Source organism: Cobetia sp. UIB-001 (assembly GCF_044789135.1).
Taxonomy (GTDB): domain Bacteria; phylum Pseudomonadota; class Gammaproteobacteria; order Pseudomonadales; family Halomonadaceae; genus Cobetia; species Cobetia amphilecti.
This window is the reverse complement of sequence record NZ_CP058244.1, coordinates 1,316,169-1,339,584: the sequence shown is the minus strand read 5'-3', so window position 1 is coordinate 1,339,584 and position 23,416 is coordinate 1,316,169. Positions and strand designations below refer to the sequence as shown.

Annotated in this window: 19 protein-coding genes; 8 read left to right on the top strand and 11 right to left on the bottom strand. The window is 64.1% G+C overall.

Annotated elements, in window-relative coordinates; genetic code table 11:
- The first annotated feature begins 449 nt into the window (after nucleotides 1–449).
- The 3 genes from HA399_RS05675 to HA399_RS05665 are packed head-to-tail and all read left to right on the top strand — an operon-like array spanning nucleotide 450 to nucleotide 3,381.
- Nucleotides 450–1,424 (top strand): tripartite tricarboxylate transporter substrate binding protein, encoded by a 975-nt coding sequence (locus tag HA399_RS05675; RefSeq protein ID WP_248379136.1) that lies wholly within the window; start codon nucleotides 450–452, stop codon nucleotides 1,422–1,424.
- On the top strand, nucleotides 1,424–1,861 hold the full coding sequence (locus HA399_RS05670) for a tripartite tricarboxylate transporter TctB family protein (RefSeq protein ID WP_043335453.1): 438 nt from the start codon (nucleotides 1,424–1,426) through the stop codon (nucleotides 1,859–1,861). The genes HA399_RS05675 and HA399_RS05670 overlap by 1 nt, the downstream gene beginning before the upstream one ends.
- On the top strand, nucleotides 1,861–3,381 hold the full coding sequence (locus HA399_RS05665) for a tripartite tricarboxylate transporter permease (RefSeq protein WP_043335451.1): 1,521 nt from the start codon (nucleotides 1,861–1,863) through the stop codon (nucleotides 3,379–3,381). Before HA399_RS05670 ends, HA399_RS05665 begins: the two co-directional genes overlap by 1 nt.
- 141 nt (nucleotides 3,382–3,522) lie before the next feature.
- On the opposite strand, the gene HA399_RS05660 is transcribed toward HA399_RS05665, so the two are convergent.
- Nucleotides 3,523–4,188 carry a helix-turn-helix domain-containing protein gene (locus HA399_RS05660; protein WP_404326358.1) on the bottom strand — a complete coding sequence of 222 codons (666 nt, stop codon included), beginning with the start codon at nucleotides 4,186–4,188 and terminating at the stop codon, nucleotides 3,523–3,525.
- 200 nt (nucleotides 4,189–4,388) lie between these two features.
- Between HA399_RS05660 and HA399_RS05655 the strand changes: the two genes are divergently transcribed.
- From HA399_RS05655 to putP, 4 genes are all read left to right on the top strand, one after another.
- Nucleotides 4,389–4,754: a hypothetical protein gene (locus HA399_RS05655; RefSeq protein WP_043335450.1), complete on the top strand. Its 366-nt coding sequence runs from the start codon at nucleotides 4,389–4,391 to the stop codon at nucleotides 4,752–4,754.
- The gene (locus HA399_RS05650) at nucleotides 4,754–5,512 is read left to right on the top strand and encodes an AraC family transcriptional regulator (RefSeq protein WP_279831079.1); all 759 of its coding nucleotides are present in this window, start codon (nucleotides 4,754–4,756) and stop codon (nucleotides 5,510–5,512) included. The genes HA399_RS05655 and HA399_RS05650 overlap by 1 nt, the downstream gene beginning before the upstream one ends.
- Before the next feature lie 506 nt (nucleotides 5,513–6,018).
- On the top strand, nucleotides 6,019–9,198 hold the full coding sequence (gene putA / locus HA399_RS05645) for a bifunctional proline dehydrogenase/L-glutamate gamma-semialdehyde dehydrogenase PutA (protein ID WP_404326912.1): 3,180 nt from the start codon (nucleotides 6,019–6,021) through the stop codon (nucleotides 9,196–9,198).
- A 467-nt stretch (nucleotides 9,199–9,665) separates the two neighbouring features.
- Nucleotides 9,666–11,147 carry a sodium/proline symporter PutP gene (gene putP, locus HA399_RS05640; protein WP_192837900.1) on the top strand — a complete coding sequence of 494 codons (1,482 nt, stop codon included), beginning with the start codon at nucleotides 9,666–9,668 and terminating at the stop codon, nucleotides 11,145–11,147.
- Nucleotides 11,148–11,290: 143 nt separating this feature from the next.
- On the opposite strand, the gene HA399_RS05635 is transcribed toward putP, so the two are convergent.
- The 10 genes from HA399_RS05635 to HA399_RS05590 form a co-directional block, all read right to left on the bottom strand.
- Entirely contained in the window at nucleotides 11,291–13,144 is a 1,854-nt protein-coding gene (locus HA399_RS05635) for a glucosyltransferase domain-containing protein (RefSeq protein ID WP_404326357.1), read from the bottom strand.
- A gap of 144 nt (nucleotides 13,145–13,288) precedes the next feature.
- A complete protein-coding gene (locus tag HA399_RS05630; RefSeq protein WP_279836944.1) occupies nucleotides 13,289–14,128 on the bottom strand; it encodes a mechanosensitive ion channel family protein in 840 nt (279 codons plus the stop codon).
- A 303-nt stretch (nucleotides 14,129–14,431) separates the two neighbouring features.
- A complete protein-coding gene (locus tag HA399_RS05625) occupies nucleotides 14,432–15,127 on the bottom strand; it encodes a hypothetical protein (protein WP_404326356.1) in 696 nt (231 codons plus the stop codon).
- Entirely contained in the window at nucleotides 15,102–16,301 is a 1,200-nt protein-coding gene (locus HA399_RS05620) for a hypothetical protein (RefSeq protein WP_404326355.1), read from the bottom strand. Before HA399_RS05620 ends, HA399_RS05625 begins: the two co-directional genes overlap by 26 nt.
- A complete protein-coding gene (locus HA399_RS05615; protein WP_159055771.1) occupies nucleotides 16,298–16,732 on the bottom strand; it encodes a GtrA family protein in 435 nt (144 codons plus the stop codon). Before HA399_RS05615 ends, HA399_RS05620 begins: the two co-directional genes overlap by 4 nt.
- A complete protein-coding gene (locus HA399_RS05610) occupies nucleotides 16,722–17,858 on the bottom strand; it encodes a glycosyltransferase family 2 protein (RefSeq protein WP_225347777.1) in 1,137 nt (378 codons plus the stop codon). Before HA399_RS05610 ends, HA399_RS05615 begins: the two co-directional genes overlap by 11 nt.
- Nucleotides 17,859–18,412: 554 nt before the next feature.
- Nucleotides 18,413–18,718 (bottom strand): cyd operon YbgE family protein, encoded by a 306-nt coding sequence (locus HA399_RS05605; protein ID WP_131431628.1) that lies wholly within the window; start codon nucleotides 18,716–18,718, stop codon nucleotides 18,413–18,415.
- Between the two features lie 59 nt (nucleotides 18,719–18,777).
- Complete coding sequence (gene cydX, locus HA399_RS05600) at nucleotides 18,778–18,879, bottom strand: cytochrome bd-I oxidase subunit CydX (protein WP_024951692.1); 102 nt, start codon at nucleotides 18,877–18,879, stop codon at nucleotides 18,778–18,780.
- Between the two features lie 100 nt (nucleotides 18,880–18,979).
- Nucleotides 18,980–20,113, bottom strand: a complete 1,134-nt coding sequence (gene cydB / locus HA399_RS05595) for a cytochrome d ubiquinol oxidase subunit II (RefSeq protein ID WP_209443815.1) — start codon at nucleotides 20,111–20,113, stop codon at nucleotides 18,980–18,982.
- Nucleotides 20,114–20,119: 6 nt separating this feature from the next.
- Nucleotides 20,120–21,736: a cytochrome ubiquinol oxidase subunit I gene (locus HA399_RS05590; protein ID WP_284727080.1), complete on the bottom strand. Its 1,617-nt coding sequence runs from the start codon at nucleotides 21,734–21,736 to the stop codon at nucleotides 20,120–20,122.
- A gap of 586 nt (nucleotides 21,737–22,322) precedes the next feature.
- Here HA399_RS05590 and HA399_RS05585 point away from each other — a divergent pair.
- A complete protein-coding gene (locus tag HA399_RS05585; protein ID WP_404326354.1) occupies nucleotides 22,323–23,186 on the top strand; it encodes a lipopolysaccharide kinase InaA family protein in 864 nt (287 codons plus the stop codon).
- Nucleotides 23,187–23,416: the final 230 nt, after the last annotated feature.

Genomic DNA, 23,416 nt, shown 5'->3' with positions numbered 1-23,416 from the left:
CAGGCGGCGCAAGCGCCCCGCTCGGGCCTGCTGGGAGAGGTGCGAGGGAGGCATGCAAGAGCAGCGAGAGAGCAGCGATAGAGAAGCGAGAGAAAAACAAGAGAGGAGTGAGAGAGGAACAAGAGAAAAGCAAGAGAGAAGCAAGAGAGCGTCGGAAACCGCCAGATTCCAACACGACATCCCGCCGGATCATTCACAAAAATGCACCGCAAAGGTGCGCAAATATGCCTTTCGACCAAGGTCGGTGCGACGAATGGGTATCTTGCGAGCCATCGGGCGGCAGTCTAATTTCACCATACAGAATAAAGTTCCGCCTTACAGAATTGTAAGGTTGCTGTCAGGTTCGCGGCTGCAGGGCGAGTTTCTCGCTCAGCCGCTGCCAGCGCCTGACCCACGACATGTGCCGCTACCACAATCCAATAACACCAGAGGTCGCCATGACACGTCATATGACACTCAAACTCCTGACAGCCGCGGTGGTCACCGCCATGTCCGCCCAGGCCTTCGCCTTCGAACCGAAAGGCAAGGTTGACTGCATCGCTCCGGCTGATCCGGGCGGCGGCTGGGATTTCACCTGCCGCAGCGTCGGCAAGATCCTGTCTGAGCTCGATTTCGTGCCGGGCAACGTGCAGACCATCAACATGGCCGGTGCCGGTGGCGGCGTCGCCTTCGCGCATACCGTCTCCAAGCGTGCCGGTGACGAGCAGCTGCTGGTGGCCGCCTCCACCGCGACCACCACCCGCCTGGCACAGGGCCAGTTCCCGGGCATGAATCAGGACCAGGTCGAGTGGATCGGCGCACTGGGCGCGGACTACGGCGCCATCGCCGTCTCCAAGGATTCGCCGTACAACACCCTGAGCGAGGTAATGGACGCGCTGAAGAAAGACCCGAAATCCGTCAAGTTCGCCGGCGGCAGTGCCGCAGGTGGCTGGGATCACCTCAAGGTGCTGATCGCTGCCCAGGCAGCCGATGTCGAGAACCTGCCCAAGGTCTCCTACCTGTCCTACAACAACGGCGGCGAAGCCATCACCCAGGTCGTCGGCGGCCACGTGCAGGCCTTCACCGGTGATATCTCCGAGATTCAGGGCTTCATGGAATCCGGCGACCTGAAAGTGCTGGCCGTGCTCTCCGAAGAGCGCCTGCCGGGCAAGCTGGCTGACGTGCCGACCGCTCGCGAACAGGGCATCGATGCCGTCGCCCCCAACTGGCGCGGCTTCTACATCCCGGCCGGTGTCAGCGACGATGCCGAGCAGTACTGGACCACCACGCTGGACAGCGTCTATGAAAGCGAAGAATGGAAAGACGTGATGACCAAGAGCGGCCTGATGCCGTTCCACAAATCGGGTGCCGAGTTTGATGCCTTCGTGAAGGCACAGATCCAGGACATCCAGACCCTTTCCAAGGACATTGGGCTGATTCGCTGATGAATGACCGCATCTTTGGTCTGCTGATGCTCACCCTGGCCGTCGCGTACGGCTGGGGTGCCCAGCAGTTCCCGGAACCCTTCGGCGGGGCCGAGTCCATCGGGCCCGAAACCTTCCCCACGGTGCTCTCGATCGTGCTGGCGCTGAGCAGCCTGTATCTGATCGTGCGCCCCGACCCGGACCAGCAATGGCCGTGGAGCCGCACCGGCGCCGAGATGGTGCTGGCCATCGTCATCCTGTGCCTGTACACCGCACTGCTTGAGCCACTGGGCTTCATCGTCACGACCACCGCTGCGGTCGGCACCCTGTGCTGGCGCATGGGCTCCAAGCCGGTTCGCGCTTACGTGACAGGCCTGCTCGGCGGCATCGTCGTCTTCGCCCTGTTCAACTTCGTGCTTGAGCTACCACTGCCGCTGGGCATCCTGGAGGTGGCGTAATGGAAAGTCTTGGCTTCTTGATGCAGGGCTTCGGCATCGCCCTGCAGCCAGAGAATCTGATGTTCGCCGTGCTGGGGGCCTTCCTGGGCACCCTGATCGGCGCACTGCCGGGCCTGGGCCCGGCCAACGGTGTGGCCATCCTGATTCCGCTGGCCTTCACCCTGGGCCTGAGCCCGGAAACCTCGCTGATCCTGCTGACCTCGGTCTACGCCGGTGCCATGTACGGCGGGCGCATCTCCTCGATCCTGCTCAACATCCCGGGCGATGAGCCGGCGATGATGACCTGCCTCGATGGCTATCCGATGGCCCAGAAAGGCAAGGCCGCCGAAGCGATGGCCATCTCGGCGATCGCCTCCTTCATCGGCAGCCTGATCGCCACCATCGGCCTGATCGTGATGGCGCCGTGGCTGGCCAGCTTCGCGCTGACCTTTGGCCCAGCGGAATACTTCGCGCTGTTCGTGCTGGCCTTCGCCACCCTGGGCGGCATCACCGGCAAGAATCCGGTCAAGACGCTGATGGCCGCCGCCATCGGCCTGATGATCGCCACCGTCGGCATCGATGGCTCCACCGGCACCCAGCGCTACACCTTCGATGTGCTGGAGCTGTTCGAGGGCATCGACTTCATCATCGCCATCGTCGGTCTGTTCGCCATCTCGGAGCTGCTGTTCTTCATCGAACAGCACGCCGGTGAAGGCAAGCCGATGATCGCCATGAACAAGATGACCCTGAAGCTGAAGGACATCGTCGCGATTCTGCCGACCTCCTTCCGCGGCGGTGTGCTGGGCTTCATTTCCGGCGTGTTGCCGGGCGCCGGTGCGTCGCTGGGCAGCTTCATCAGCTACACGCTGGAGAAGAAGATCCTCGGCAAGAAAGGCAACTTCGGTGAAGGTGATCCGCGCGGCGTGGCCGCCCCAGAAGCAGGCAACAACGGTGCCGCCTCTGGCGCCCTGGTGCCGATGCTGACGCTGGGCGTGCCGGGTTCCGGTACCACCGCGGTGCTGCTGGCGATGCTGATCTCGCTCAACATCACCCCGGGCCCGCTGATGTTCACCCAGCACGGCGACATCGTGTGGGGCGTGATCGCGGCGCTGCTGATCGGTAACGTCATCCTGCTGCTGATGAACATCCCGATGGTCGGCATCTTCGTCAAGCTGCTGTCCGTGCCGCCCAAGTACCTGCTGCCAGTGGTGACCATGGTCGCCTTCGTTGGCATCTACTCCATCAGCCACTCGACCTTCGACCTGTACTTCATGGTCGCCTTCGGGGTCGCCGGCTACTTCCTGCGCAAGCTGGATATCCCGCTGGTGCCGGTCATTCTCGGCATGCTGCTGGGGCCGGAGATGGAGAAGAACCTGCGTCACGCCATGCAGCTGTCTGACGGCGACTGGACCATCCTGATCGGTAGCCCGCTGGCCGTGACCCTGTGGTGCATCGCCATCGCCGGTCTGCTGCTGCCGGTGATCGTCGGCCCCATCCTGCGTCGCCGCATGAGCGCCGCCAAGGCCGCCACCGACGCCTGATCCAGGCAAGGGTCCGCGCCTCTCATGAGGTGACACGCCCTGAATGACAGCGCTCTGAAATGACATCGCCCCCGCCGGTCTTGCCGGCGGGGGCGATGTCATTTCAGCACTTCCCATAACGTGTCACTGGCAAGTCGCGTATCAGTCGCCCTGCTGCCACTGGGCGAGCAGGCGGTGGGCCTGGGCAGGCGTCAGGCGCGCCGTCGGGCCACTGAGCACGATGACTTCCGCCGGTGCCAGCCCCTCGTCGTGATGCTGGGCGACGCTGACCGCCAACGCCGCCACCGACAGGCCGGCGGCTTCGCCGGTCTCGATCTCGCCACTGTCGGCACACTGCTGCAGCAAGGCGGACAGCGCCTCATCGACCAGCTCGCCCTCCTCCAGCTGATGACGCAGCGGCCACTGGCTGACATGCGCGTACTGACACATCGCCTGACGCGGGCGTGTCACGCCCGCCACCGGGCGCGCCTCGGCCTGCGAGCCATGCTCGACCAGCATCAGGCTGGCCGTCTCGCCACTGGCGGCATTCAGCGCCGCCAACCAGCCGCGCAGCTGAGCCTCGCGGGCCGGCAGCGCCGGTGCCAGCTGGGCAAAACGCCCCAGCGCCGCGCCGATGGAGTAGATGCCGTGGCTGTCACGCGCCACATAGCCGAAGTGCTCAAGCGAGCCCATCAGCCGCAGAATCGTGCTCTTGTAGAAACCACTGGCCTGCGCCAGCTCGTTGAGCGTCAGGCGAGGGGTCGCGGGGGTAAAGGCTTCCAGCAGCGTCAAGGCACGCTCGACCGCTTCCACACGTTGATTGGCCATGCGGCGGGACTCCCACGGCAGGTGAAGAACGAGGCTGACAGGCAACGTGCGCCATGCCGTCTCAATGGACTTGAATCATGCCATAACGTTCTGACAGACAGAACATGACGCGCCTGTCGCACTGACGATACTGGCCGTGCAGCGTGGTAGAATGGTGAGCTACGACACTATTTCCGGTTACGTCCGCACAAGGTTCGCTCATGTCCATCTTCATCATCACCTTCGTGGTCTGCCTGATCGTCACCGTCGGCACCGTGGCCATGCTGATGATGTCGCGTACGCCGCGCTTTCGTACCGACTACAGCGATATCGCCCGCGTGCTGGACCAGGCGATCAGCGGCGAGATCAACGAGAACGAGTGGCACAGCGTGATCGGCTACCCGATTCGCCATGATGAGTATCTGGAGAGTCTGCGGCGCCGCTGCCAGGGCATCTTCGACAACCATGCCCGGCCGTGGCAGCTGGCCCAGGGCGGTGCGCTGTTCTCGCGCGCCGGTCGTGAAGAGCTCAACGTGCTGCTGGGTCATCTGCGTGCCCGCACCGGTGTCGCGGAGACTCGCGCCTGATGGCCGCCAGCGAGATGCGCCTGATCCCGCTCTCCAACCTGCGCGAGCACCACGATCACAGCTACCACCAGCTGGTGATCGGCCTTGATGGCCTGGCCGAGTTCGAGATCGAGGGCCAGGGCGGCGAGATTCGCCCGCTGACCGGCTGCATAGTGCCGGCCGATCATGTCCACTACTACGCGGGCATCGGCGAGAATCGCCAGCTGATTCTCGACCTGCCCGATGATGCGCCCTACCTGACCGGCCATCACCGCGACCTCAAGCGTCTGTTCGAGCGCCCACGCTTCTTCACGCTGGACACCCGCCTGCGTGGCTATCTCGAATTCATGCTCGCGGAAGTCAACGACTACCAGCAGGCGCCGGGCGACCTGCTCGCCGCCACCTTCCTCGCCTGCCTGAACACGCGCATCGAAGAGCCGATGAGCGCGCTGAACACCAGTGGCCGTCAGCTGGATCTGGTCGCGCTCAACCGCTTCATCGACGCCAATCTCGGCCAGCGCCTCAGCGTGGCGGATCTTGCCCGCCAGTCGCATCTCTCCGAGCAGCATTTCAGCGAGCGCTTCCGCGTACTGACCGGCCTCTCGCCCTATCAGTATCTGCTGCGCCGTCGGCTGGAAGAGGCACGCCAGCTGCTGGGCACCAGCGAGCTTTCCCTGTCCCAGATCGCGGATCGCTGCGGCTTTGCCAACCAGAGCGCCCTGTCCCACGCCTTCCGCAAGCATCTCGGCTTCCCGCCTTCGGCACTGCGCAAGTCCTGATCGAGTTGGCAGGAGCCGGTGAGGCGTGCGTGTCAGATCCGCCCGTGTGTCTGACACGCCGCTCTTGAATTCGCCCCTCAAGCCTCTACCACCTTGGTATAACAAGATCGCATCATTTCGCTGCACAGCCTTCGACAAAGGTCGGAGAAGCGAGCTGCTTTTCTGACATGCCCGTGAATTTGACATGCGCAGCCGAGAAATTGGAAAGACCCGCCCCCCTGCGCCACCCTACATTCTCAGTCATACATCCAGACGTGCCGCTGTCGCGCTTTCTGATGCGTTCTGCATCACTCCCGGCGCTGTGACTCGGCAATCCCATTCGGCGCTTCGACGCCCAGCAGCAAGGGGTTCGCACCATGACCACCTCCACTTCCTCCGATCAGTCCAGTGCAGTGAATGCCGCGATCGCCTCAGCCACGTCCACAGCCGCCCAGTCATCGACAAACGACAAGCAAGGGGTGCTCAAGGGCAATGTGCTCAAGGACAACATCCTGCGCAGTGACCAGATGCTGGCCGCCAGCACCTGGCAGCAGTCTCCGGAGGCGCTGTTCGCGCGCTTAAGCGACCACTACCTGGTCGATGAAAGCGCCTACGTCAGCGAGCTGGTCGGGCTGCTGAATGCCGAAGAGAAAGATGCCAAGCGCATCGGCGACAAGACGGCCGAGCTGGTACGCGAGATCCGCACCATGGACACCGCCGTCGATTCCATCGACGAGCTGCTGCAGCAGTACAGCCTCGACACCCAGGAAGGCGTGCTGCTGATGTGCCTGGCCGAGGCGCTGCTGCGCATTCCGGACAAGGAAACCGCCGATGCGCTGATCGAGGACAAGCTCGGCGTGGCCGACTGGAAGTCCCACCTGGGCCAGAGCGAGTCCTGGTTCGTCAACGCCTCCACCTGGGGCCTTCTGATGACCGGCAACGTCATCAAGATGGATCTGCCCAAGGGCGACGGCAAGCCGGCCACCTTCATCAACCGCATGGTCAATCGTCTCGGCGAGCCGGTCATCCGCCGCGCCATGTACCAGGCGATGAAGGTGATGGGCAAGCAGTTCGTGCTGGGCCGCGACATCAAGGAAGCGCTCAAGCGCTCCCAGCCGCTGTTCGACAAGGGCTACACCTATTCCTACGACATGCTGGGTGAAGCGGCCTGTACCCGCGACGACGCCAAGGGCTACTTCGACGACTACGCGCGTGCCATCCGCACCGTCGGCGAAACCTCGCGCAAGCTGAAGGAAGGCACCCCGTCACCGTCCGTGTCCATCAAGCTGTCCGCTCTGCATCCGCGCTATGAATTCGGCCGTCGTGAGCAGGTGCTGGAAGAGCTGGTGGCAAGCGTGCGTGAACTGGCCGGCATCGCCCGCGAGCTGAACGTCGCCATCACCATCGATGCCGAGGAAGTCGATCGTCTCGAAATCTCGCTGGAAGTGTTCCGCGCCGTCTACGAGAGCGACACCTGCCGTGGCTGGGGCAAGTTCGGCCTCGTCGTGCAGGCCTACTCGACACGTGCCCTGCCGACCCTGCAGTACCTGAACCGCATCGCCGACCTGCAAGGCGACGAGATCCCGCTGCGTCTGGTCAAGGGCGCCTACTGGGACAGCGAGATCAAGGAATCCCAGGAACTGGGTGTCGAAGGCTATCCGGTGTTCACCCGCAAGGCCTCCACCGACGTCAGCTACCTGGTCTGCGTGCGCTTCCTGCTGTCCGAGAACACTCGCGGACGCATCTACCCGCAGTTCGCCACCCACAATGCCCACACCATCAGCACCATTCTGGATGTGGCCAACGCCGGCGAGACACGTCAGTTCGAATTCCAGCGCCTGCACGGCATGGGCGAAGCCCTGTATGAAGCCGCGCTCAAGCGTGCCCCCAAGGGGACCTGGTGCCGTATCTATGCGCCGGTCGGCGCGCACAAGGACCTGCTCCCGTACCTGGTGCGTCGTCTGCTGGAGAACGGGGCCAACTCCTCGTTCGTTCACCAGCTGGTCGACCCGCGCGTGCCGGTCGAGAGCCTGTGCACCCACCCGGTGGTCACGCTCAATCAGTACAAGACCTACCACAACCCACGCATCGCGCTGCCGCCGAACATCTATGGCGCAGACCGCCTGAATTCACGGGGCATCAATCTGAACATCAATAGCCAGTACCAGCCGCTGATCGACGAGATGGCCACGCACATGGACACCACCTACGACGTGCGTCCGCAGCTGGCCTTCGATGTCGAGGTCAATGCCGAGCGTCGTCAGGCCGTCACCTGCCCGTTCGATCGTCGTGACACCCTGGGCCATGTGCAGTGGACCAGTGCCGAGGAAGCTTCCAAGGCCATCGACGCCGCCTGGGCTGCCTTCCCGCGCTGGGAGCAGACGCCGGTCGAGGAACGCGCCGCGATTCTCGAGCGCTTCGGTGACCTGATGGAAACCCACACCGCCGAGCTGATGACCCTGTGCTCCCGCGAGGGTGGCAAGCTGCTCACCGACGGCATCGCCGAGATCCGTGAAGCGGTCGACTTCTGCCGCTACTACGCCAACCGTGCGCGTGCCGACTTTGCCGAGCCGACCGAGCTGCAGGGCCCAACCGGCGAGCACAACCAGATCATGCTCGGCGGCAAGGGCGTCTTCGCCTGCATCAGCCCGTGGAACTTCCCGGTCGCGATCTTCTGCGGCCAGATGGTCGCCGCCGCCGTCACCGGCAACACCGTGGTCGCCAAGCCCGCCGAGCAGACCTCGCTGGTCGCTCACCGCGTGGTCGAACTGCTGCGCGAAGCCGGCATGCCGCACGATGTCGTCCAGCTGCTGCCGGGCGATGGCCCGACCGTGGGTAGCGTGCTGTCCAGCGACCCGCGCATCACTGGCGTGTGCTTCACCGGCTCCACCCAGACCGCACAGATCATCAACCGCTCGCTGGCCGCGCGTGAGAACGCTCCGTTGCCGACGCTGATCGCCGAGACCGGTGGCCTCAACGCCATGATCGTCGACTCCACCGCCCTGCCGGAGCAGGTCGTCAATGACGTGGTGCAGTCCGCCTTCCAGAGTGCCGGCCAGCGCTGTTCCGCCCTGCGTGTGCTCTACGTGCAGGAAGACGTCGCCGAGCGGGTCATCGGCCTGCTCAAGGGCGCGATGGACGAGCTGAAGATCGGCGACCCGCGTGACCTGGGCACCGACGTCGGCCCGGTCATCGACGAGGAAGCGCGTGCCGGTCTGCTCAAGCACATCGAGGAATATCGCAGCCAGGGTCGCGTGATCGCCGAAGCCGCCGTCGACAAGACCATCACCGAGCACGGCACCTTCGTCGCGCCGGTCGCCCTGCGCATCGACGGCATCGATAGCCTGGAAAGCGAGCAGTTCGGTCCGGTCCTGCACATCGCGACCTGGAAAGGCGGCGAAGTGGACAAGGTCATCGATACCATCAACGGCCTCGGCTACGGCCTGACCTTCGGTGTGCATTCGCGAAACGAAAGTTTTGCTAATGCCGTTGCACAGAAAATTCGTGTTGGTAATGTCTACGTCAACAGGAATATCATCGGTGCTGTGGTAGGTGTACAGCCGTTTGGTGGTCAGGGCTTCTCTGGTACTGGCCCGAAAGCCGGCGGCCCGCACTACCTGCACCGCTTCGCTACCGAGAAGACCCGTACCGTCAACACCACGGCTCTCGGCGGCAACGCGTCTCTTCTCGCCATGGGCGACGAATGACCGACGCTGCCTGCTCTCGCGGCGGCAGCAGAGGTCATGCCTGGCGGAAGACTGCATGCTGGACGTGCATGAGGTAGCCAGGTGACAGGGCATCAGGACGATGCCCAGTGGATGACGGCGAGCACGCCAGGCCGTCATCTGCCCCGGACACCGACAGGGACGCCCACGGACATGAATCGCCAGCGACTGGCCCCTCATGCTCGTGCCCTGCGGTGTCCGTTGCCGTTTCCCTTTTGACTCGACGGCAATATGCGGGGACGGACGAACGTCAGAAGATTCGTTTATGCGCTAGTCTGAACGTACAAGATTGGCAGGAACTTGCGAGAGCCGCCGCGACATGGCCCTCGAAGGACGTTCGATGCATGACGCAGGACTCCCGGCGACGGTCTGACAGGAACCGTCACTGGCAGTGAATCATCACGACGCTCGCCGTCCGACAACAATAAATGCAAAGGATTTACTCCACGATGGTCGATAACAGCCCCACCATACTCATCACGTTCGCTATCTATCTGGCGGTGATGCTCGGCATTGGCCTGCTGGCCTACAAGCGCACCTCCAACATGTCGGATTACATCCTGGGTGGCCGCTCATTGGGCCCCTGGACATCCGCCATTTCCGCCGGTGCGTCTGACATGTCCGGCTGGCTGCTGCTGGGCCTGCCCGGCGCCGCCTACCTCAGCGGCCTGTCCGCTGCCTGGATCGGCATCGGTCTGCTGGCCGGTACCTGGCTCAACTGGCTGATCGTCGCCAAGCGCCTGCGTATCTACAGCTTCGTCGCCAGCGACTCGCTGACCCTGCCGGATTACTTCGAGAAGCGCTTCCGCGACAACTCCAAGATGTTGCGCGTCATCTCGGCCGTCTTCATCCTGCTGTTCTTCCTCTTCTACACCAGCTCCGGTCTGGTGGCAGGTGGCAAGCTGTTCGAGACCGTCTTCGGCCTCGACTACACCATCGCCGTGACCGTCGGTACCATCGCCATCGTGTCCTACACCTTCTTCGGCGGCTTCCTCGCCGTGTCGTGGACTGACCTCATCCAGGGTCTGATGATGGCCGCTGCCCTGATCGTGGTGCCCATCGTGGCACTCACCGACATGGGTGGCGTGGCAGAAGCGACCTCGCGCATCACTGCCGAGAACCCGCTGCTGCTGGAATGGTTCCGTGACGCCTCCACCGGCGAAGCGCTGACCCTGGTCGGCATCGTCTCCTCACTGGCGTGGGGCCTGGGCTACTTCGGTCAGCCGCATATCCTGGCGCGTTTCGCGGCCATCCGCAGCGAGAAGGACATCGGCGCGGCCCGTACCATCGCCGTCGTCTGGTCTGCGCTGGGTCTGTTCGCGGCCATCTGCATCGGCCTGCTGGGTCTCGTCTACGTGCCGAAGGACCTGGCCGACAGCGAGAAGATCTTCATGGTCATGGTGAACTTCATCTTCCACCCGGCGGTTGCCGGCGTGCTGCTGGCCGCCATCCTGGCTGCCGTGATGTCCACCGCTGACTCCCAGCTGCTGGTGTCGTCCTCTGCCCTGGCCGATGACTTCTACAAGGCGCTGTTCAAGAAGGATGCGACCCAGTCCGAGCTGGTGTGGGTCGGTCGCTTCGCGGTGGTCGGTATCGCCATCATCGCCTGGATCCTGGCGCTGGACCCGAACTCCAGCGTGCTGGGTCTGGTGTCCTACGCCTGGGCCGGCTTCGGTGCCGCCTTCGGTCCGGCTCTGATCATGTCGCTGTACTGGCGTCGCATGAACCGCTTCGGTGCCCTGGCCGGCATCATCGTCGGTGGCGTGACCGTGGTGGTCTGGAAGCAGCTTTCCGGTGGCATCTTCGATCTCTACGAGATCGTGCCGGGCGTCATCTTCGCCTACATCGCCATCTACGTGGTCAGCATCATGAGCGCAGCACCGGCTGATGAAATCACCACGGAATTCGACAAGGTCGAGAACCACGCCTGATCGAGGTGTGACAAGACACTGTTGAAGCCTGTACCTATTGCCGTTCATATCGGCAATACGACAACGCCGCCCCTCGGGGCGGCGTTGTCGTTCATGGCAACTTGTCCTCACTGACTCACGCTGTCACGGCTTTCTCATATGGCCTAATCACATTGGCGAGGCTTGCGAAAATCGATCACCCAGACTCCCTCTTGCAGTGACAGCGCTGGCGACGGCACTTGAGACTGCACTTGCGGCAGAACTTGAGACTGCACTTGCGACCGTAGTGATGAAGGAGTTGAGGGCTGACTGACAGCATCGCCCGGCGCACAGGGCGAATTCGCTTGCAGGCGTGCCTTGAGCGCCTCATCGCGCAGCAAGGTCACCGCGCTGGCGCCCGCCAGGCGCAGCCGCACCACGGCCCAGTAGTTGTCGGGCGTGAAGGCGGCAACCAGATTCTGGCCCACGGCCGCCACCTGCTGGCGAGCGACCCGCGCCAGTGGCGCCACTGGCGCCTCGCCCAGCACCAGTACCGGCAAGGCATCGCGAGGCTGGTAGCGCTCGGCGTCGCGGGGCGAGTCCAGCGGCAGGCCCTGCTCCCGCGCCTGAGCCACCAGAGTGCGCGCCAGCTGTGTCTCATGGGTCTGTTGGGCGGCCAGCGCATTGCTCCAGGCGGCGAAGATCACCCCATGGCGCGCCAGCAACAGACAGGCGACGATCAACAGACACTGCATCAACGGGCACTGCGCCAGACGCCGCCAGACAGATGTCTTGCGCTGCGTGTTGGCCGTTTCCGTCATGCTCGGCGTTGCGCTTGCCTCCGCGCTCGATCTAACGCTCTCTCTTGCTCTCACGCTCAGTGCCAGCATCAGGGCGCCACCCAGCAGCGGCCCCCAGGCGATCAGGGTGCGCGAATGAAATACCGGCTCGGCCAGCAACAGCATCGGCCCCCACAGGGCGGGAACCAGCAGCAGCGCCCACAGGGCCCAGCTCATGCGCTGCAGCGATAGCTGGCGCGCCGAGCGAGACCTGCCCTCGGGCGCGCCAGTAGCGGCTTCCTGTCGCACAAGCGCGCCGTGAGGCAGGAGTCGCAACAGCGCTGCCCCGGCCAGCAGCGCCAGACTGAGCAACAACGTGACCTGCCCCAGGCCCTCACGCAGTGCGCCCAGCGCCACGCTCAGGTTGTGCTCGAGACCCGCCAGCAAGGCCTGAGGGTCGGCGAAGGGCAGCATCTGGCCATGCTGCTGACTGTACTCCCCCGCCACCAGCAACCGGGTGATGGGCAGATAGAGCAGCAAGGCGACGGCGGCCAGCGCCCCTCGCTGCAACAGCAACCGCCAGCGCGACCACAGTGAGGTGCTGGTAGCACCCGCGAACAGGGCTTCGAGCAGGCTCAGCACCAGAAAGGCATTCAGGGCCGGTTGATAGCTGCACAGCGCCAGCAACAACAGCAGCAAGGCGCTCAGCGGCGGCTGCCAGACTTGCCATGGGCCTCGCCCTTCGCTTATCCCTCCGCCTTGCTCTCCCTCTGCCCTGCTTTTCCCGCCAGCACGCAGCACCAGACAGGCCAGTATGGCACTGGCCAGCGCCACGCTCATCGGCAGGCTGTCGAAGGCGTAACTGAAATTCTGCAGAGTGAAGGGCGTCAGCCAGATCAGCGCATTGCCCACTACGCAGCCCGCCAGCGAAAGTCCCGGCAGCCATCGCCACCAGGCCAGCGCCATGCCCGCCGCCAGTCCCCAGGCCGCCAGCTGCGGCAAGGGCGCGACATTGACCAGCACGTCGCCGAAGCCCAGCAGACGCATGATGCCCTCGGCGGCCGGGCGTGCATTGAGCATCCAGCCGTAATAGCCATCCAGCGCACGGCTCATGTCATCCAGATACAGCGCGCGCGTGGCGATCAGCGGCACAAGCCCGAGCCCGATCACCACCAGACTGGCAAGCAGAATGCGCCATGCCTGACGCCGTCTGGCATCAGCGGCATCACACGCTTGGGACAACGGCTGCGACCTTGTCATGCACTGGACTCCCGATCAGAACGACACGCAGGACGGATGACGTCGAGAGTACCTGACTCGGGGCGCGATGGAATGCCCCGACGAAAGCCCATCAAAAACGCCACCCGAGGGTGGCGTTGTCGACATGCCTACGTACTGCGGAAGTTACTCGGCCGGCGTGCTGGCCTGATGGAAGTGCACATCGCGCTGCGGATAGGGAATGCTGATGCCGCGCTCATCGAAGGTCAGCTTGATGCGTTCGGTCATGTCCCACTTCAGCGCCCAGTAATCGGAGGCCTGACACCACATGCGGAAGTTGAAGTTGACCGAGCTGTCGGCCAGCTCTGACACGGCGATCAGGTGGGACGGCTCCTTCATGATGCGCTCGTCACCGGCGACCAGCTCCTCGAGCACCGCCTTGACCTGACGGATGTCGTCGTCATAGCTGACACCGACGACCAGGTCCAGACGCCGCGTCGGCAGCGCGGAGTAGTTGGTGATGGTGTTGGACATGACGCTGGAGTTCGGCACGGTGACCTTGCGGTTGTCCGGCGTCACCAGGCGGGTCTGCAGCATGGTGATCTGATCGACGCTACCGGAGGTGCCGGCGGCTTCGACGTAATCGCCCTTCTTGAACGGACGCAGCGTGACCAGCAGGAAGCCGGAGGCCAGGTTGGACAGCGAGCTCTGCAGCGCCAGACCGATCGCCAGACCCGCGGCACCCAACGCGGCGATCATGGAGGTGGTATCGACGCCGAGCTGGTCCAGGGCGGTCAGCAGCACCATGACCACCAGGATGGCGTAGGCGATCTGGCCGACGAAACCGGCCGCCGCCTCGTCCATGCTCTTGCGGTGCAGCAGCGAGGTCGCCCACTGGGTCAGGCGCTTGGCGACCCACATGCCGAAGACCAGCACGGCCAGCGCCGACAGCAGGGTTCCGCCCCATTGCAGCCCTATCTCGAACAGCCGACTGGTATCCATGGGAATGGCATTCAAAAATTCCACGACAACTCCTTGAGCATCCCTTGCGTGGCAGTCAGCAGACCACCGGGTGCTTTATCGTTATAGGGCACGAGGCGCGCGCCGGGGACGCACCGACACTCGGCCGAACGGATCATTGGGTATTCACGCGCACAATTTACCTGACTATCGGCGTCACGTCAGTGCTCTTGCGCCCGGGGCCGCGTGCCCTGCTCTGCGCTCATCACGCCATTCATCACGGTATTCATCACGCCAGTCCTCAATTCAGGGCGCACTTCAATTCAAGGCGCACTTAAATTCAAGGCACCCTTCAATTCAGAGCGTACGTCAGGGCTGCGCCCGGGCGGGCGTCAGCCCCAGCGGTGAGCGCAGCGTCAGCGCGTCCAGACGCAGGCCCACGGGAAACTTGTTGGCATCCAGGCCCGCATCGCGCGGCGCGATGGGCGGCGGCCCTTTGAGGGTCAGGCTGAAGCTGCCGTCGCTCGCGATCAGCGCGGCGGGCACCTCGACCTCGAAGCGCTCATAATTACCGCCCACCGGCCAGCGCGTGACGGTCTGCTCCCCGATCATGACTTCCACCGGCAGCGCGGCGGCCGAATCCGGGAAACGTGACAGCTCAAGCGCCACGACCACGGCCTGCGAGCCTGCCGGCGAGACCTCGGGCGCGACCCGCAGGCGCAAGGTGACCTCCGCCAGCCGCGCACTGACCGGCACGTCTGGCTGGGGCGAGTAGAAACCGGCCCACAGCACGCCGCAATTGCCCAGCGGCTCGCCCTTGCGGATGGGGTAGCGCTCCCCCGGCGTCAGTACCGGCACCTCGCCCATCGGCCGATAGCAGGTGGTGGCATGCTCGATGAAGTAACGCCGGTAGTGCTCATCGACCCTGGGCGTGCTCGCCAGCCACAGCAGGGTGAGTTCGAAGGCCAGCACCACCACGGTGGCCAGCAGCCACCAGGCCCGCTGGCTGCGCCGTGGCCGTGGCGCGCCATACAGGGCATCAGACGAGCCAGAAGACGGTGTCATACCAGTTCTCCACCAGCCAGAGATTAGCGAGCGCGCCCAGCATGACCAGGCCCCAGGCCAGCGTGCGTGGCAGACGCGTGAGCAGGTCATGCAGGGCCAGCACGAACACCGGCATGCCGATCATGTAGCGCGGAATGGCGTCCAGCCCGGTCGCCAGCGGTACGAACAGCGTGAAGCCCGCCAGCCCCATCTCCAGCCAGCGCCGCTGCACGCCCAGCCAGCCGATCAGACCGACACCGACCAGCGCCATGCTCGCCTGCCACGCCGGGCGCAGCGTTTCCGGCGCGCTCTGCCAGTAGCTCAGCCCTTCAATGAGGTTGGTGAGGGGATTGCCCATCTCACGGCCCCAGGAAATCTGCACATGACTGAAGGCCAGCGCGTCACCCGTCCGGTGATAGAGCAGCGCCATGAACAGAAACAGCCCCAAGGGCCCCACCACGCCGATCAGCAGCCAATCGGGCCGCCGCCACAGCTCGGCGAAGGCGCGCAGGCGCAGGCGCGCCACAAGCTCGATTCCCATCGCGATGACCCAGAACACCCCGGTGGCGCGGGTCATCGACAACAGCAGCGTCCAGAGCATCACGCGGCCAGTGCGCTGACAGCGCCAGTCGATCAATGACGCCAGACACAGCAGCCAGAACAGTGACTCGGAATAGAGTGCGCTGAAATAGAAGCTGTACGGCATGCTGGCCGCCAGCCACACGAACAGCAGCAACGGCGCGCCGGGACGCGTGATGGCCAGATAGCGACAGCCCAGCCCCAGCGCCACGGCCAGCAAGGCATTGCTCAGGAGCACGCCCATCAGTTCGGGGTCCAGCTGGCCGCCCAGTGTCACCAGCCACAGCAGCGCCGGATAGAGCGGGAAGAAGGCCCAATTGGCGGCGTCACCATCGCTCATGCCGCGCGCCTCGAGATCGTAGCCGCGCGTCATGATGCCCTTGAACCAGCTGCCGTCGAACTGCGCCATGGCGTGCAGATAGCTGTGATCGCCCCACAGCGCGATGGCGAGCCAGACGGCGCGCGTCACCAGCAGCGCCAGCAGGATATGCCCCCAGGGGATGCGCACGGCCTGCGCCCGCGCGAGTGCCTCGGCAGGGGGCGGCGTCTCGGCCGCCAGGGTCTTGAGGCGCTCCCCCAGCGTCGAGCGCGGCCCTGCGGTGACGCTGTCATTCATGCATGGTCTTCCTTGAAGGCCCACAGCCGTGAGGCCAGATAGGTCACGATCGGCACCGAGAGCGTGGCGATCGCGATGGCCACGAAGCCCGACAGATCAAGCCCCTGCATCAGCAGTGCCAACAGGCCATTGTTGAGCGCAAAGCCGCCCGCCGCGACCAGTCCGAAGCGCCAGGCACTGCCCTGGCGCTTGAAGGTCAGCCGGCGATGGCCGACCAGCGAGACCTGAAAGGCGACGCAGAAGGCAATGATATTGGCGATGAACTCATTGAGCTGCGGCCACAGGAACAGCAGCAAGGCGGCGACGCCCAGGTGCACGCCCGTCGCGGCCAGCCCGACCAGCCCGAAGCGGGTCGCGGTGCCCGCCTCCTCCCTGGCGCGGGCAGTGACTGGCCTGTCGGACTCGCTGACGCCCTCACGATCAGCGCTCAAGTGATTCACCTCGCGCCGCATCGCGTGACGCGCCGCGCACGACTCGCGCAGTGCTCAGGCCGCTGTCGAGGCCCCTGTCCGGTGACACGCTGCCCGGCGGGCTGTCGTGCAGGCTGTCATGGTCGATCAGGTAAAGCGGACGCTGCTTGGTTTCCATGAACAGGCGACCGAGGTATTCGCCCAGCACGCCGATCGAGATCAACTGCATGCCGCCGAAGAACAGGATCGCGACCATCAGTGAGGCATAGCCCGGCGCATCGGCGCCGAACAGCACCGTCTTGCTGATGATCACCAGGATATAGAGGAAGGACAGAGCGGCGACGACACTGCCGATATAGGTCCAGACCCGCAGCGGCCAGGTCGAGAAGCTCACCACGCCATCGAGGGCGAAGTTCCACAGCTTCCAGTAGTTGAACTTGGTGGTGCCGGCCGTGCGCGACGGGCGCTGATAGGTGACACCCACCGAGCGATAGCCGGGCCATGAGAACAGGCCCTTCATGAAGCGGTTGCGCTCGGGCAGGCGCCGTAGCGCCTCGACGACGCGGCGGTCCAGCAGGCGAAAGTCTCCCGCATCGCGCGGTATCTCGGTGAAGGTCAGGCGGTTGAAGACGCGGTAGAACCAGCCTGCCGTCTTGCGCTTGGTGGCGGTGTCTTCATTACGCGCGGCGCGCACGCCATAGACCATGTCGTAGCCGGCCTGCCATTGGCTGATGAACTCGAGGATCACCTCCGGCGGGTCCTGCAGATCGACATCCATCGGCACGATGGCATCGCCACGCGCCTGCTCGATGCCGGCGGACATGGCCGCTTCCTTGCCGAAGTTGCGTGTCAGGCTCAGGTAGCGCACGCGGGCATCGCCGGCCGCCGCGGCCTCCAGACACGCCAGGGTGCCGTCGGTTGAGCCATCATCGACGAACAGCACTTCAAGATGCGGCACCTGCGAGCCCAGGGTCTTCTCGATGGCCTCCAGAAAGAGACCGATGGTCTCCTCCTCGTTCATCACCGGTACCACCAATGACAAGACCCAGTCACCGGAAAGGCGGCGCGACATGTCGCGGGGAATGTGCCCCGACGAGGACTGCCGGCCAGACGCCTGGCCGCAGGATGCATCAGCTGAGGACCGCATGGTATTTCCTCCATCGAGAGCCCCGTCATTCATGCACGCCAGGGCATCATCATCTGACAAGGTGAGAGTGAAGAGGACACAGGTGCTGCACCAGCGCCTTACCAGACACTCTCCCGCTCTCGATCGGCGCCTCTCCTCCCTCCGCTCCATTACCTCTTGGGGCCGAGGGCGACGAATACAACGCAGCGTCAATGCTGACGGTGACCAGCGCGAACGGATCTGCCAGCTGCAAGAATCCGTGAAAAGCCCCGCACAGCGCCAGACATCCGCAATGGCCTGCAAGAGCCAGCGAGGGTTTACGATGGCCTGCGGGGCCGGCGAGGGCTTGCGAGAGTGGTCTGTGAGAGCGGTCTGTGAGAGCGGTCTGCGCGGGTCGATGAACGCGACGCCACCTCGCTGCGTTATAGAGCCTGCGGCCTCAACAAGTAAAGCCTGAATCACTCAAGGGCTCGCAAGCCATGCCCTTGAGCCATGCCATCAGCCCTAAACAAACACGGCCGCTCCAGGGAGCGGCCGTGTTTGTTGATGTAATGATTAGAGCCTGCGCAATCGCGTTACTGGCTGGACGCGAGGACCACCAGCGTGATGAGCAGAAGACACCAGCTCAGCGGCGCCCCCAGCAGCCAGGCGCGGGTCGCATGGCGCGGCACCAGGCCGACGCCATGCGTGAAGCCGGCGCCCAGCCCCCACAGCGCGACCAGCAACATCAGATAGCGCGGCCCTGTCTGCATCGAGGCTATCGCATCCGGCCCCAGCAGCATCCAGATGGCCACCATGGCAGACAGCAGCAGCGAGGCCAGATGGGCAGGTCGAGTTCGGCACCAGGCCGGTGGTCGTGAGGCGTACCAGGGTCGTGACATCGAGCTCTCCTTGATCGGAACGGTCAGCGGCGCAGAAGTAACGTTGGGGGCCGCCTCACTCAATCATCGTCAAAGGTGTGGGTCTGCTCAAGCCACAATGCATTGATGATGCCCGCGAAGCAGGCCAGCAACACACCGAGAATCCAGGCGAAATACCACATAGTGTCGTCTCCTGGCGAGGGCAGTGCCCTCGCCTATTGATAGCAAATGGGAGCAATTGGCTCAGCTAGCTCAACTCAATTCAGGTCAGCTCAGCGCACCTCAATACAGGCTGTGACCGTCCTGCTCGATATGCGCGACGGTGACGCGACGCCACATCTTCACGTAGCACCAGGTGGTGTAGAGGATGATGGTCGGCACCATCACCAGCCCCGCCACGGTGACGATGGAGAGCGTCAGCTCGCTGGAAACGGAATCCCACAGCGTCAGGCTGGCCTCGCTCATGCGCGAGGACGGCACGATGAACGGGAACATGCTGATGCCCGCGGTGGCGACCACACCCCCTACCCCGACGGAGCTTGCCGTGAAGGCCGCGCCGCCCTTGCGCCGGGCCGACAGCACCATCGCGGCCAGCACACCGACCACCGCGCTGAGCGGTGCCAGCAGCGTCAACGGCTCACGCGCGTAGACATCCAGCCAGCTGCCCGGCCCGACCTGCTTGTCGAGCAGCTTCAAGGCCGAGGCGGTATCGCCCATCTGATCGATGCTGTAGCCCATGCCGGACAGCCACACCCACAGCCCGCCCAGCGCAAAAAGCCCCAGCGTCAGCAGGCCCAGCGGCTGCACCAGACGCGCGCTGCGGGCGGCGACGGCCTCATCGGCACGCGCCACCAGCCAGGTGCCGCCATGCAGCATCACCATCACTACGGATAGTGCGGCGCACAGCAGCGCGAAGGGGTTGAACAGGCCCAGGTAGCTGCCGGCGTAGCTGGCACGCATGAACTGATCGACTTCCAGCGGCACGCCCTGCAGCAGGTTGCCGAAGATCAGCCCGAAGAAGGCGGTGGGAATCAGGCTGCCGGCGACGATGCCGCGGTCCCACCAGCCACGCCACTGGGTGTTCTCGAGCTTGGAGCGATAGTCAAAGCCCAGCGGGCGGAAGAACAGCGAGAACAGGATGGTCAGCATCGCGAAATAGAAACTGGAGAACACGGCGCCGTAGACCACCGGCCACACCGCGAACACCGCGCCGATGGCCGTGACCAGCCACACCTGATTGCCATCCCAGTGCGGGGCCAGGGTATTGATCACCACACGGCGCTCGCTGTCGTTGCGGCTGACCAGCGGCATCAGCATCGCCGCGCCCATGTCCATGCCATCGGTGATGACGAAGCCGATCAGCAGCAGCCCTACCGCCACCCACCAGAACAGCTTGAGGATCTCGTAATCCCACATGATCCGTTACTCCTTGAATGACAGCGAAGGATTGAGTGACATGCCGTCATCTTCGGACATGGCGCCATGGTGGATGCCGCCGCGCTCGAAGTGATAGCGACCGGTGTGCAGGGAAGACGGCCCCTTGCGCGCGAAGTGGAACATCAGCCACATCTCGATGACGAAGAACAGGCTGTAGAAGGCCAGGAAGCCACCGATGGACCACCACAGGTCGGACTCATCCAGACTCGAGGCCGCCATGAAGGTCGGCAGGATCTCCCCCACCGCCCACGGCTGACGCCCGAATTCGGCCACGAACCAGCCGGTTTCCACGGCGATGAACGGCAGCGGGATCGACAGCAGGCAGATCCACAGGAAGGGACGCACGTCGAAGCGCTGCTTGGCGGTCATCCACACCGCCGCGATGAAGATCACCAGCATCGCCATACCGCAGGCGACCATGATGCGGAACGAGAAGAACATCGGCGCGACCGGCGGAATCGAGTCGGCGGCGGCCTTGTCGATCATCTCCGGCGTGGCATCTGACGGCGTCTCGACGTAGCGCTTGAGCAGCATGCCGTAGCCGAGATCATCCTTGACCGCATCGAAGGCCTTGCGGGTCGCGATGTCGTCCTGGCCATCACGCAGCTGCTGGAGCAGGTCATAGGCCTGCATGCCATTGAGGATGCGTCCGCGGTGCTCCTCGGTCAGCTCCTTGATGCCGGGGATCTCGGTATCCAGCGAGCGCGTGCCGATCAGGCCCATCACATAGGGAATATGGATGCCGTAATCGGTGTGCTGGGTCTCCTCGTTGGGCAGACCGATCAGCGTGAAGGACGCCGGCGCCGGCTCGGTTTCCCACATCGCCTCGATGGCGGCCATCTTGGCCTTCTGGACATCCCCGACCTCGTAGCCGGACTCATCGCCCAGCACGATCACCGAGGCCACCGAGAACAGGCCGAAGGCGGCGGCGATGGCGAAGCTGCGCTTGGCGAAGCCCAGATCACGCCCCTTGAGCAGATAGAAGGCGCTGATGCCGAGCACGAACATGGCGCCGGTCACATAGCCTGCCGACACGGTATGCACGAACTTGGCCTGGGCGACCGGGTTGAAGATGACATCCGCGAAGCTGGTCAGCTCCATGCGCATGGTCTCGAAATTGAAGGCCGCACCGACCGGATTCTGCATCCAGCCGTTGGCGATCAGGATCCACAGCGCCGAGAAGTTGGAGCCGAAGGCGACAAGCCAGGTCACCATCAGGTGCTGACGCTTGGTCAGGCGGTCCCAGCCGAAGAAGAACAGGCCGACGAAGGTGGACTCGAGGAAGAAGGCCACCAGACCTTCGATGGCCAGCGGCGCACCGAAGATGTCGCCGACGTAATGCGAGTAGTAGGCCCAGTTGGTGCCGAACTGGAATTCCATCGTCAGGCCAGTGGCCACGCCGAGGGCGAAGTTGATGCCGAACAGCTTGCCCCAGAACCTGGTCATGTCCTGGTAGACCTGCTTGCCGGTCATGACATACAGGGATTCCATGATGGCCAGCAGGAAGGCCATGCCGATGGTCAATGGTACGAACAGGAAGTGGTAGAGCGCGGTCATGCCGAACTGGAACCGCGACAGCTCCACGACGGTATCGGAGATCATGTCTTAACCCCTTTGCGATAAGGCGGACGGTCAGGCTGCCGTCCCTGCATGCGCTTGCCACCGACGTCGGACGGACACATCAGGCCGACTCTCGCCGGCAAGCACACAGGCAATGGCACCGTGGCACCAAGACCTTGGTCGGCATTGTCTACCCTCCCGCGCCAGTCTCCAGATGTCAGGTTGTCGCACTCACCGAGCGAATGTCGCACCCGCCACCTCCGCCAAGTGCCTGTTGTCACTGGACAACTCCGCTGCAAGCCGCATGGATGCTGAAGCGAGGGGTGTCGCTGGCCTGGCGCCATCTCAACGCTGACTCTGCGCACCCCTGCGCGCGCTGCGACCATCGACCACACTGCGACGTTGCACCACGCTGCGACCGACTGGCGCACCCAAGCGGCGCCAGCCGCCGCGCAGAAAGCCATCACGGCCCCGCGCCATTGACGCGCTGGGAAGGAGAGTTTTGTCCCGCAGGCCTGTCACTTCCCCAGCAGGCTAACTATCATGGCCAGTCATCGCAGCGCTCACCGACAAGGATTGTCAGTGCACGCTTACCGCCTATCACCCGAGACCGTGATTCCTACCTGACATGACGCATCGCTCCCCCATTCATCCCTCTGCTGGTCACACCGCCACCACCAGCCCCAGCGCCACGGCGCCGCGCGGCCACGGCGATTACTGCGAAGCCGGCCTCGCCCGCCTGCTGGAACAGCACGACCTCAATAGCTTCGATGCTCTGTGGCAAGTGGCAGCCCACGACGTCGACGCGCCGAATCGTGAACGCGGCGGCGTCTCGACGGTTTCGCTGCTGACGCTCGAGGATGAGGACGGCAATAGTCATCGCCTCTATCTCAAGCGCCAGACCAACCACCTGGGCCGCAGCCTGGCGCGCCCGCTGGGCGAACCGACCTTCTCTCGCGAATGGCGTGCCATCCGCCACTATCACGCGCTGGGAATTCCGGCAGTGGACGCCGGCTGGTACGGCGAGCGGCGTGCTGGCCGGGAATGGCGCGCCATCCTGATCACCTTCGATCTCGCCGGGCGCGATGATCTGGACCACTGGCATGAACGCTGGGCGGAACTCGATGCCGGCATGCGCTCTCAGGTCATCACCGCCAGCGCCCGCCTCGTTCGCGAGATTCATCAGGCTGGCCTGATGCATGGCTGCCTGTTCCCCAAGCACATCTTCCTCAGTCGCCCGCCGAGTGAGCCGCCGGCCAGCACCTGGCGAATGGACGCCGTCATCATCGACCTCGAGAAGACGCGCCGCTTCTTGCTGCGCCGCCACGAGTGCCTGCGCGATCTCTACGTGCTGTGGCGCCGCCTGAAGGGCTGGCAGCACGATGAATGGCGACAATTTCTTGCCGTCTACCGCGATGCGGATGCGCAGAGCGCCGAGGTCAGTCAGTGGCTGGAACAGCTGGAAGCACGCGCCGCACGCAAGCGGCGCTGAGCCTGCAGAAGCCGGTGGCGGTCTTTGGCGTAGTGAGCAATAACCTCGCGCACGGCATGCGACCAAGGTCTTGGTCACCTTGCGCGAGGATGAATGAGGATGTCGCTCGAATGCGTCAGCACAAGTCTCACTCGTGAGACATTAAACTTCCCTGAAATAATCGGCAACATCCGCTAACAGGACACCTAATAAGTTTTCAAACAACGTTCTAAAAAAATGCTTGCCAAACA

What these genes read in the sequence shown, in the direction of transcription:
- HA399_RS05660 (WP_404326358.1), bottom strand. Translation starts at nt 4,188, where the DNA reads ATGGCCAATCAACGTGTGGAAGCGGTCGAGCGTGCCTTGACGCTGCTG.
- putP (WP_192837900.1), top strand. Translation starts at nt 9,666, where the DNA reads ATGGTCGATAACAGCCCCACCATACTCATCACGTTCGCTATCTATCTG.
- HA399_RS05665 (WP_043335451.1), top strand. Translation starts at nt 1,861, where the DNA reads ATGGAAAGTCTTGGCTTCTTGATGCAGGGCTTCGGCATCGCCCTGCAG.
- HA399_RS05670 (WP_043335453.1), top strand. Translation starts at nt 1,424, where the DNA reads ATGAATGACCGCATCTTTGGTCTGCTGATGCTCACCCTGGCCGTCGCG.
- HA399_RS05675 (WP_248379136.1), top strand. Translation starts at nt 450, where the DNA reads ATGACACTCAAACTCCTGACAGCCGCGGTGGTCACCGCCATGTCCGCC.
- HA399_RS05655 (WP_043335450.1), top strand. Translation starts at nt 4,389, where the DNA reads ATGTCCATCTTCATCATCACCTTCGTGGTCTGCCTGATCGTCACCGTC.
- HA399_RS05620 (WP_404326355.1), bottom strand. Translation starts at nt 16,301, where the DNA reads ATGAATGACAGCGTCACCGCAGGGCCGCGCTCGACGCTGGGGGAGCGC.
- HA399_RS05650 (WP_279831079.1), top strand. Translation starts at nt 4,754, where the DNA reads ATGGCCGCCAGCGAGATGCGCCTGATCCCGCTCTCCAACCTGCGCGAG.
- cydX (WP_024951692.1), bottom strand. Translation starts at nt 18,879, where the DNA reads ATGTGGTATTTCGCCTGGATTCTCGGTGTGTTGCTGGCCTGCTTCGCG.
- HA399_RS05610 (WP_225347777.1), bottom strand. Translation starts at nt 17,858, where the DNA reads ATGCGGTCCTCAGCTGATGCATCCTGCGGCCAGGCGTCTGGCCGGCAG.
- HA399_RS05635 (WP_404326357.1), bottom strand. Translation starts at nt 13,144, where the DNA reads ATGACAAGGTCGCAGCCGTTGTCCCAAGCGTGTGATGCCGCTGATGCC.
- putA (WP_404326912.1), top strand. Translation starts at nt 6,019, where the DNA reads ATGCTGGCCGCCAGCACCTGGCAGCAGTCTCCGGAGGCGCTGTTCGCG.
- HA399_RS05585 (WP_404326354.1), top strand. Translation starts at nt 22,323, where the DNA reads ATGACGCATCGCTCCCCCATTCATCCCTCTGCTGGTCACACCGCCACC.
- HA399_RS05625 (WP_404326356.1), bottom strand. Translation starts at nt 15,127, where the DNA reads ATGACACCGTCTTCTGGCTCGTCTGATGCCCTGTATGGCGCGCCACGG.
- cydB (WP_209443815.1), bottom strand. Translation starts at nt 20,113, where the DNA reads ATGTGGGATTACGAGATCCTCAAGCTGTTCTGGTGGGTGGCGGTAGGG.
- HA399_RS05605 (WP_131431628.1), bottom strand. Translation starts at nt 18,718, where the DNA reads ATGTCACGACCCTGGTACGCCTCACGACCACCGGCCTGGTGCCGAACT.
- HA399_RS05590 (WP_284727080.1), bottom strand. Translation starts at nt 21,736, where the DNA reads ATGATCTCCGATACCGTCGTGGAGCTGTCGCGGTTCCAGTTCGGCATG.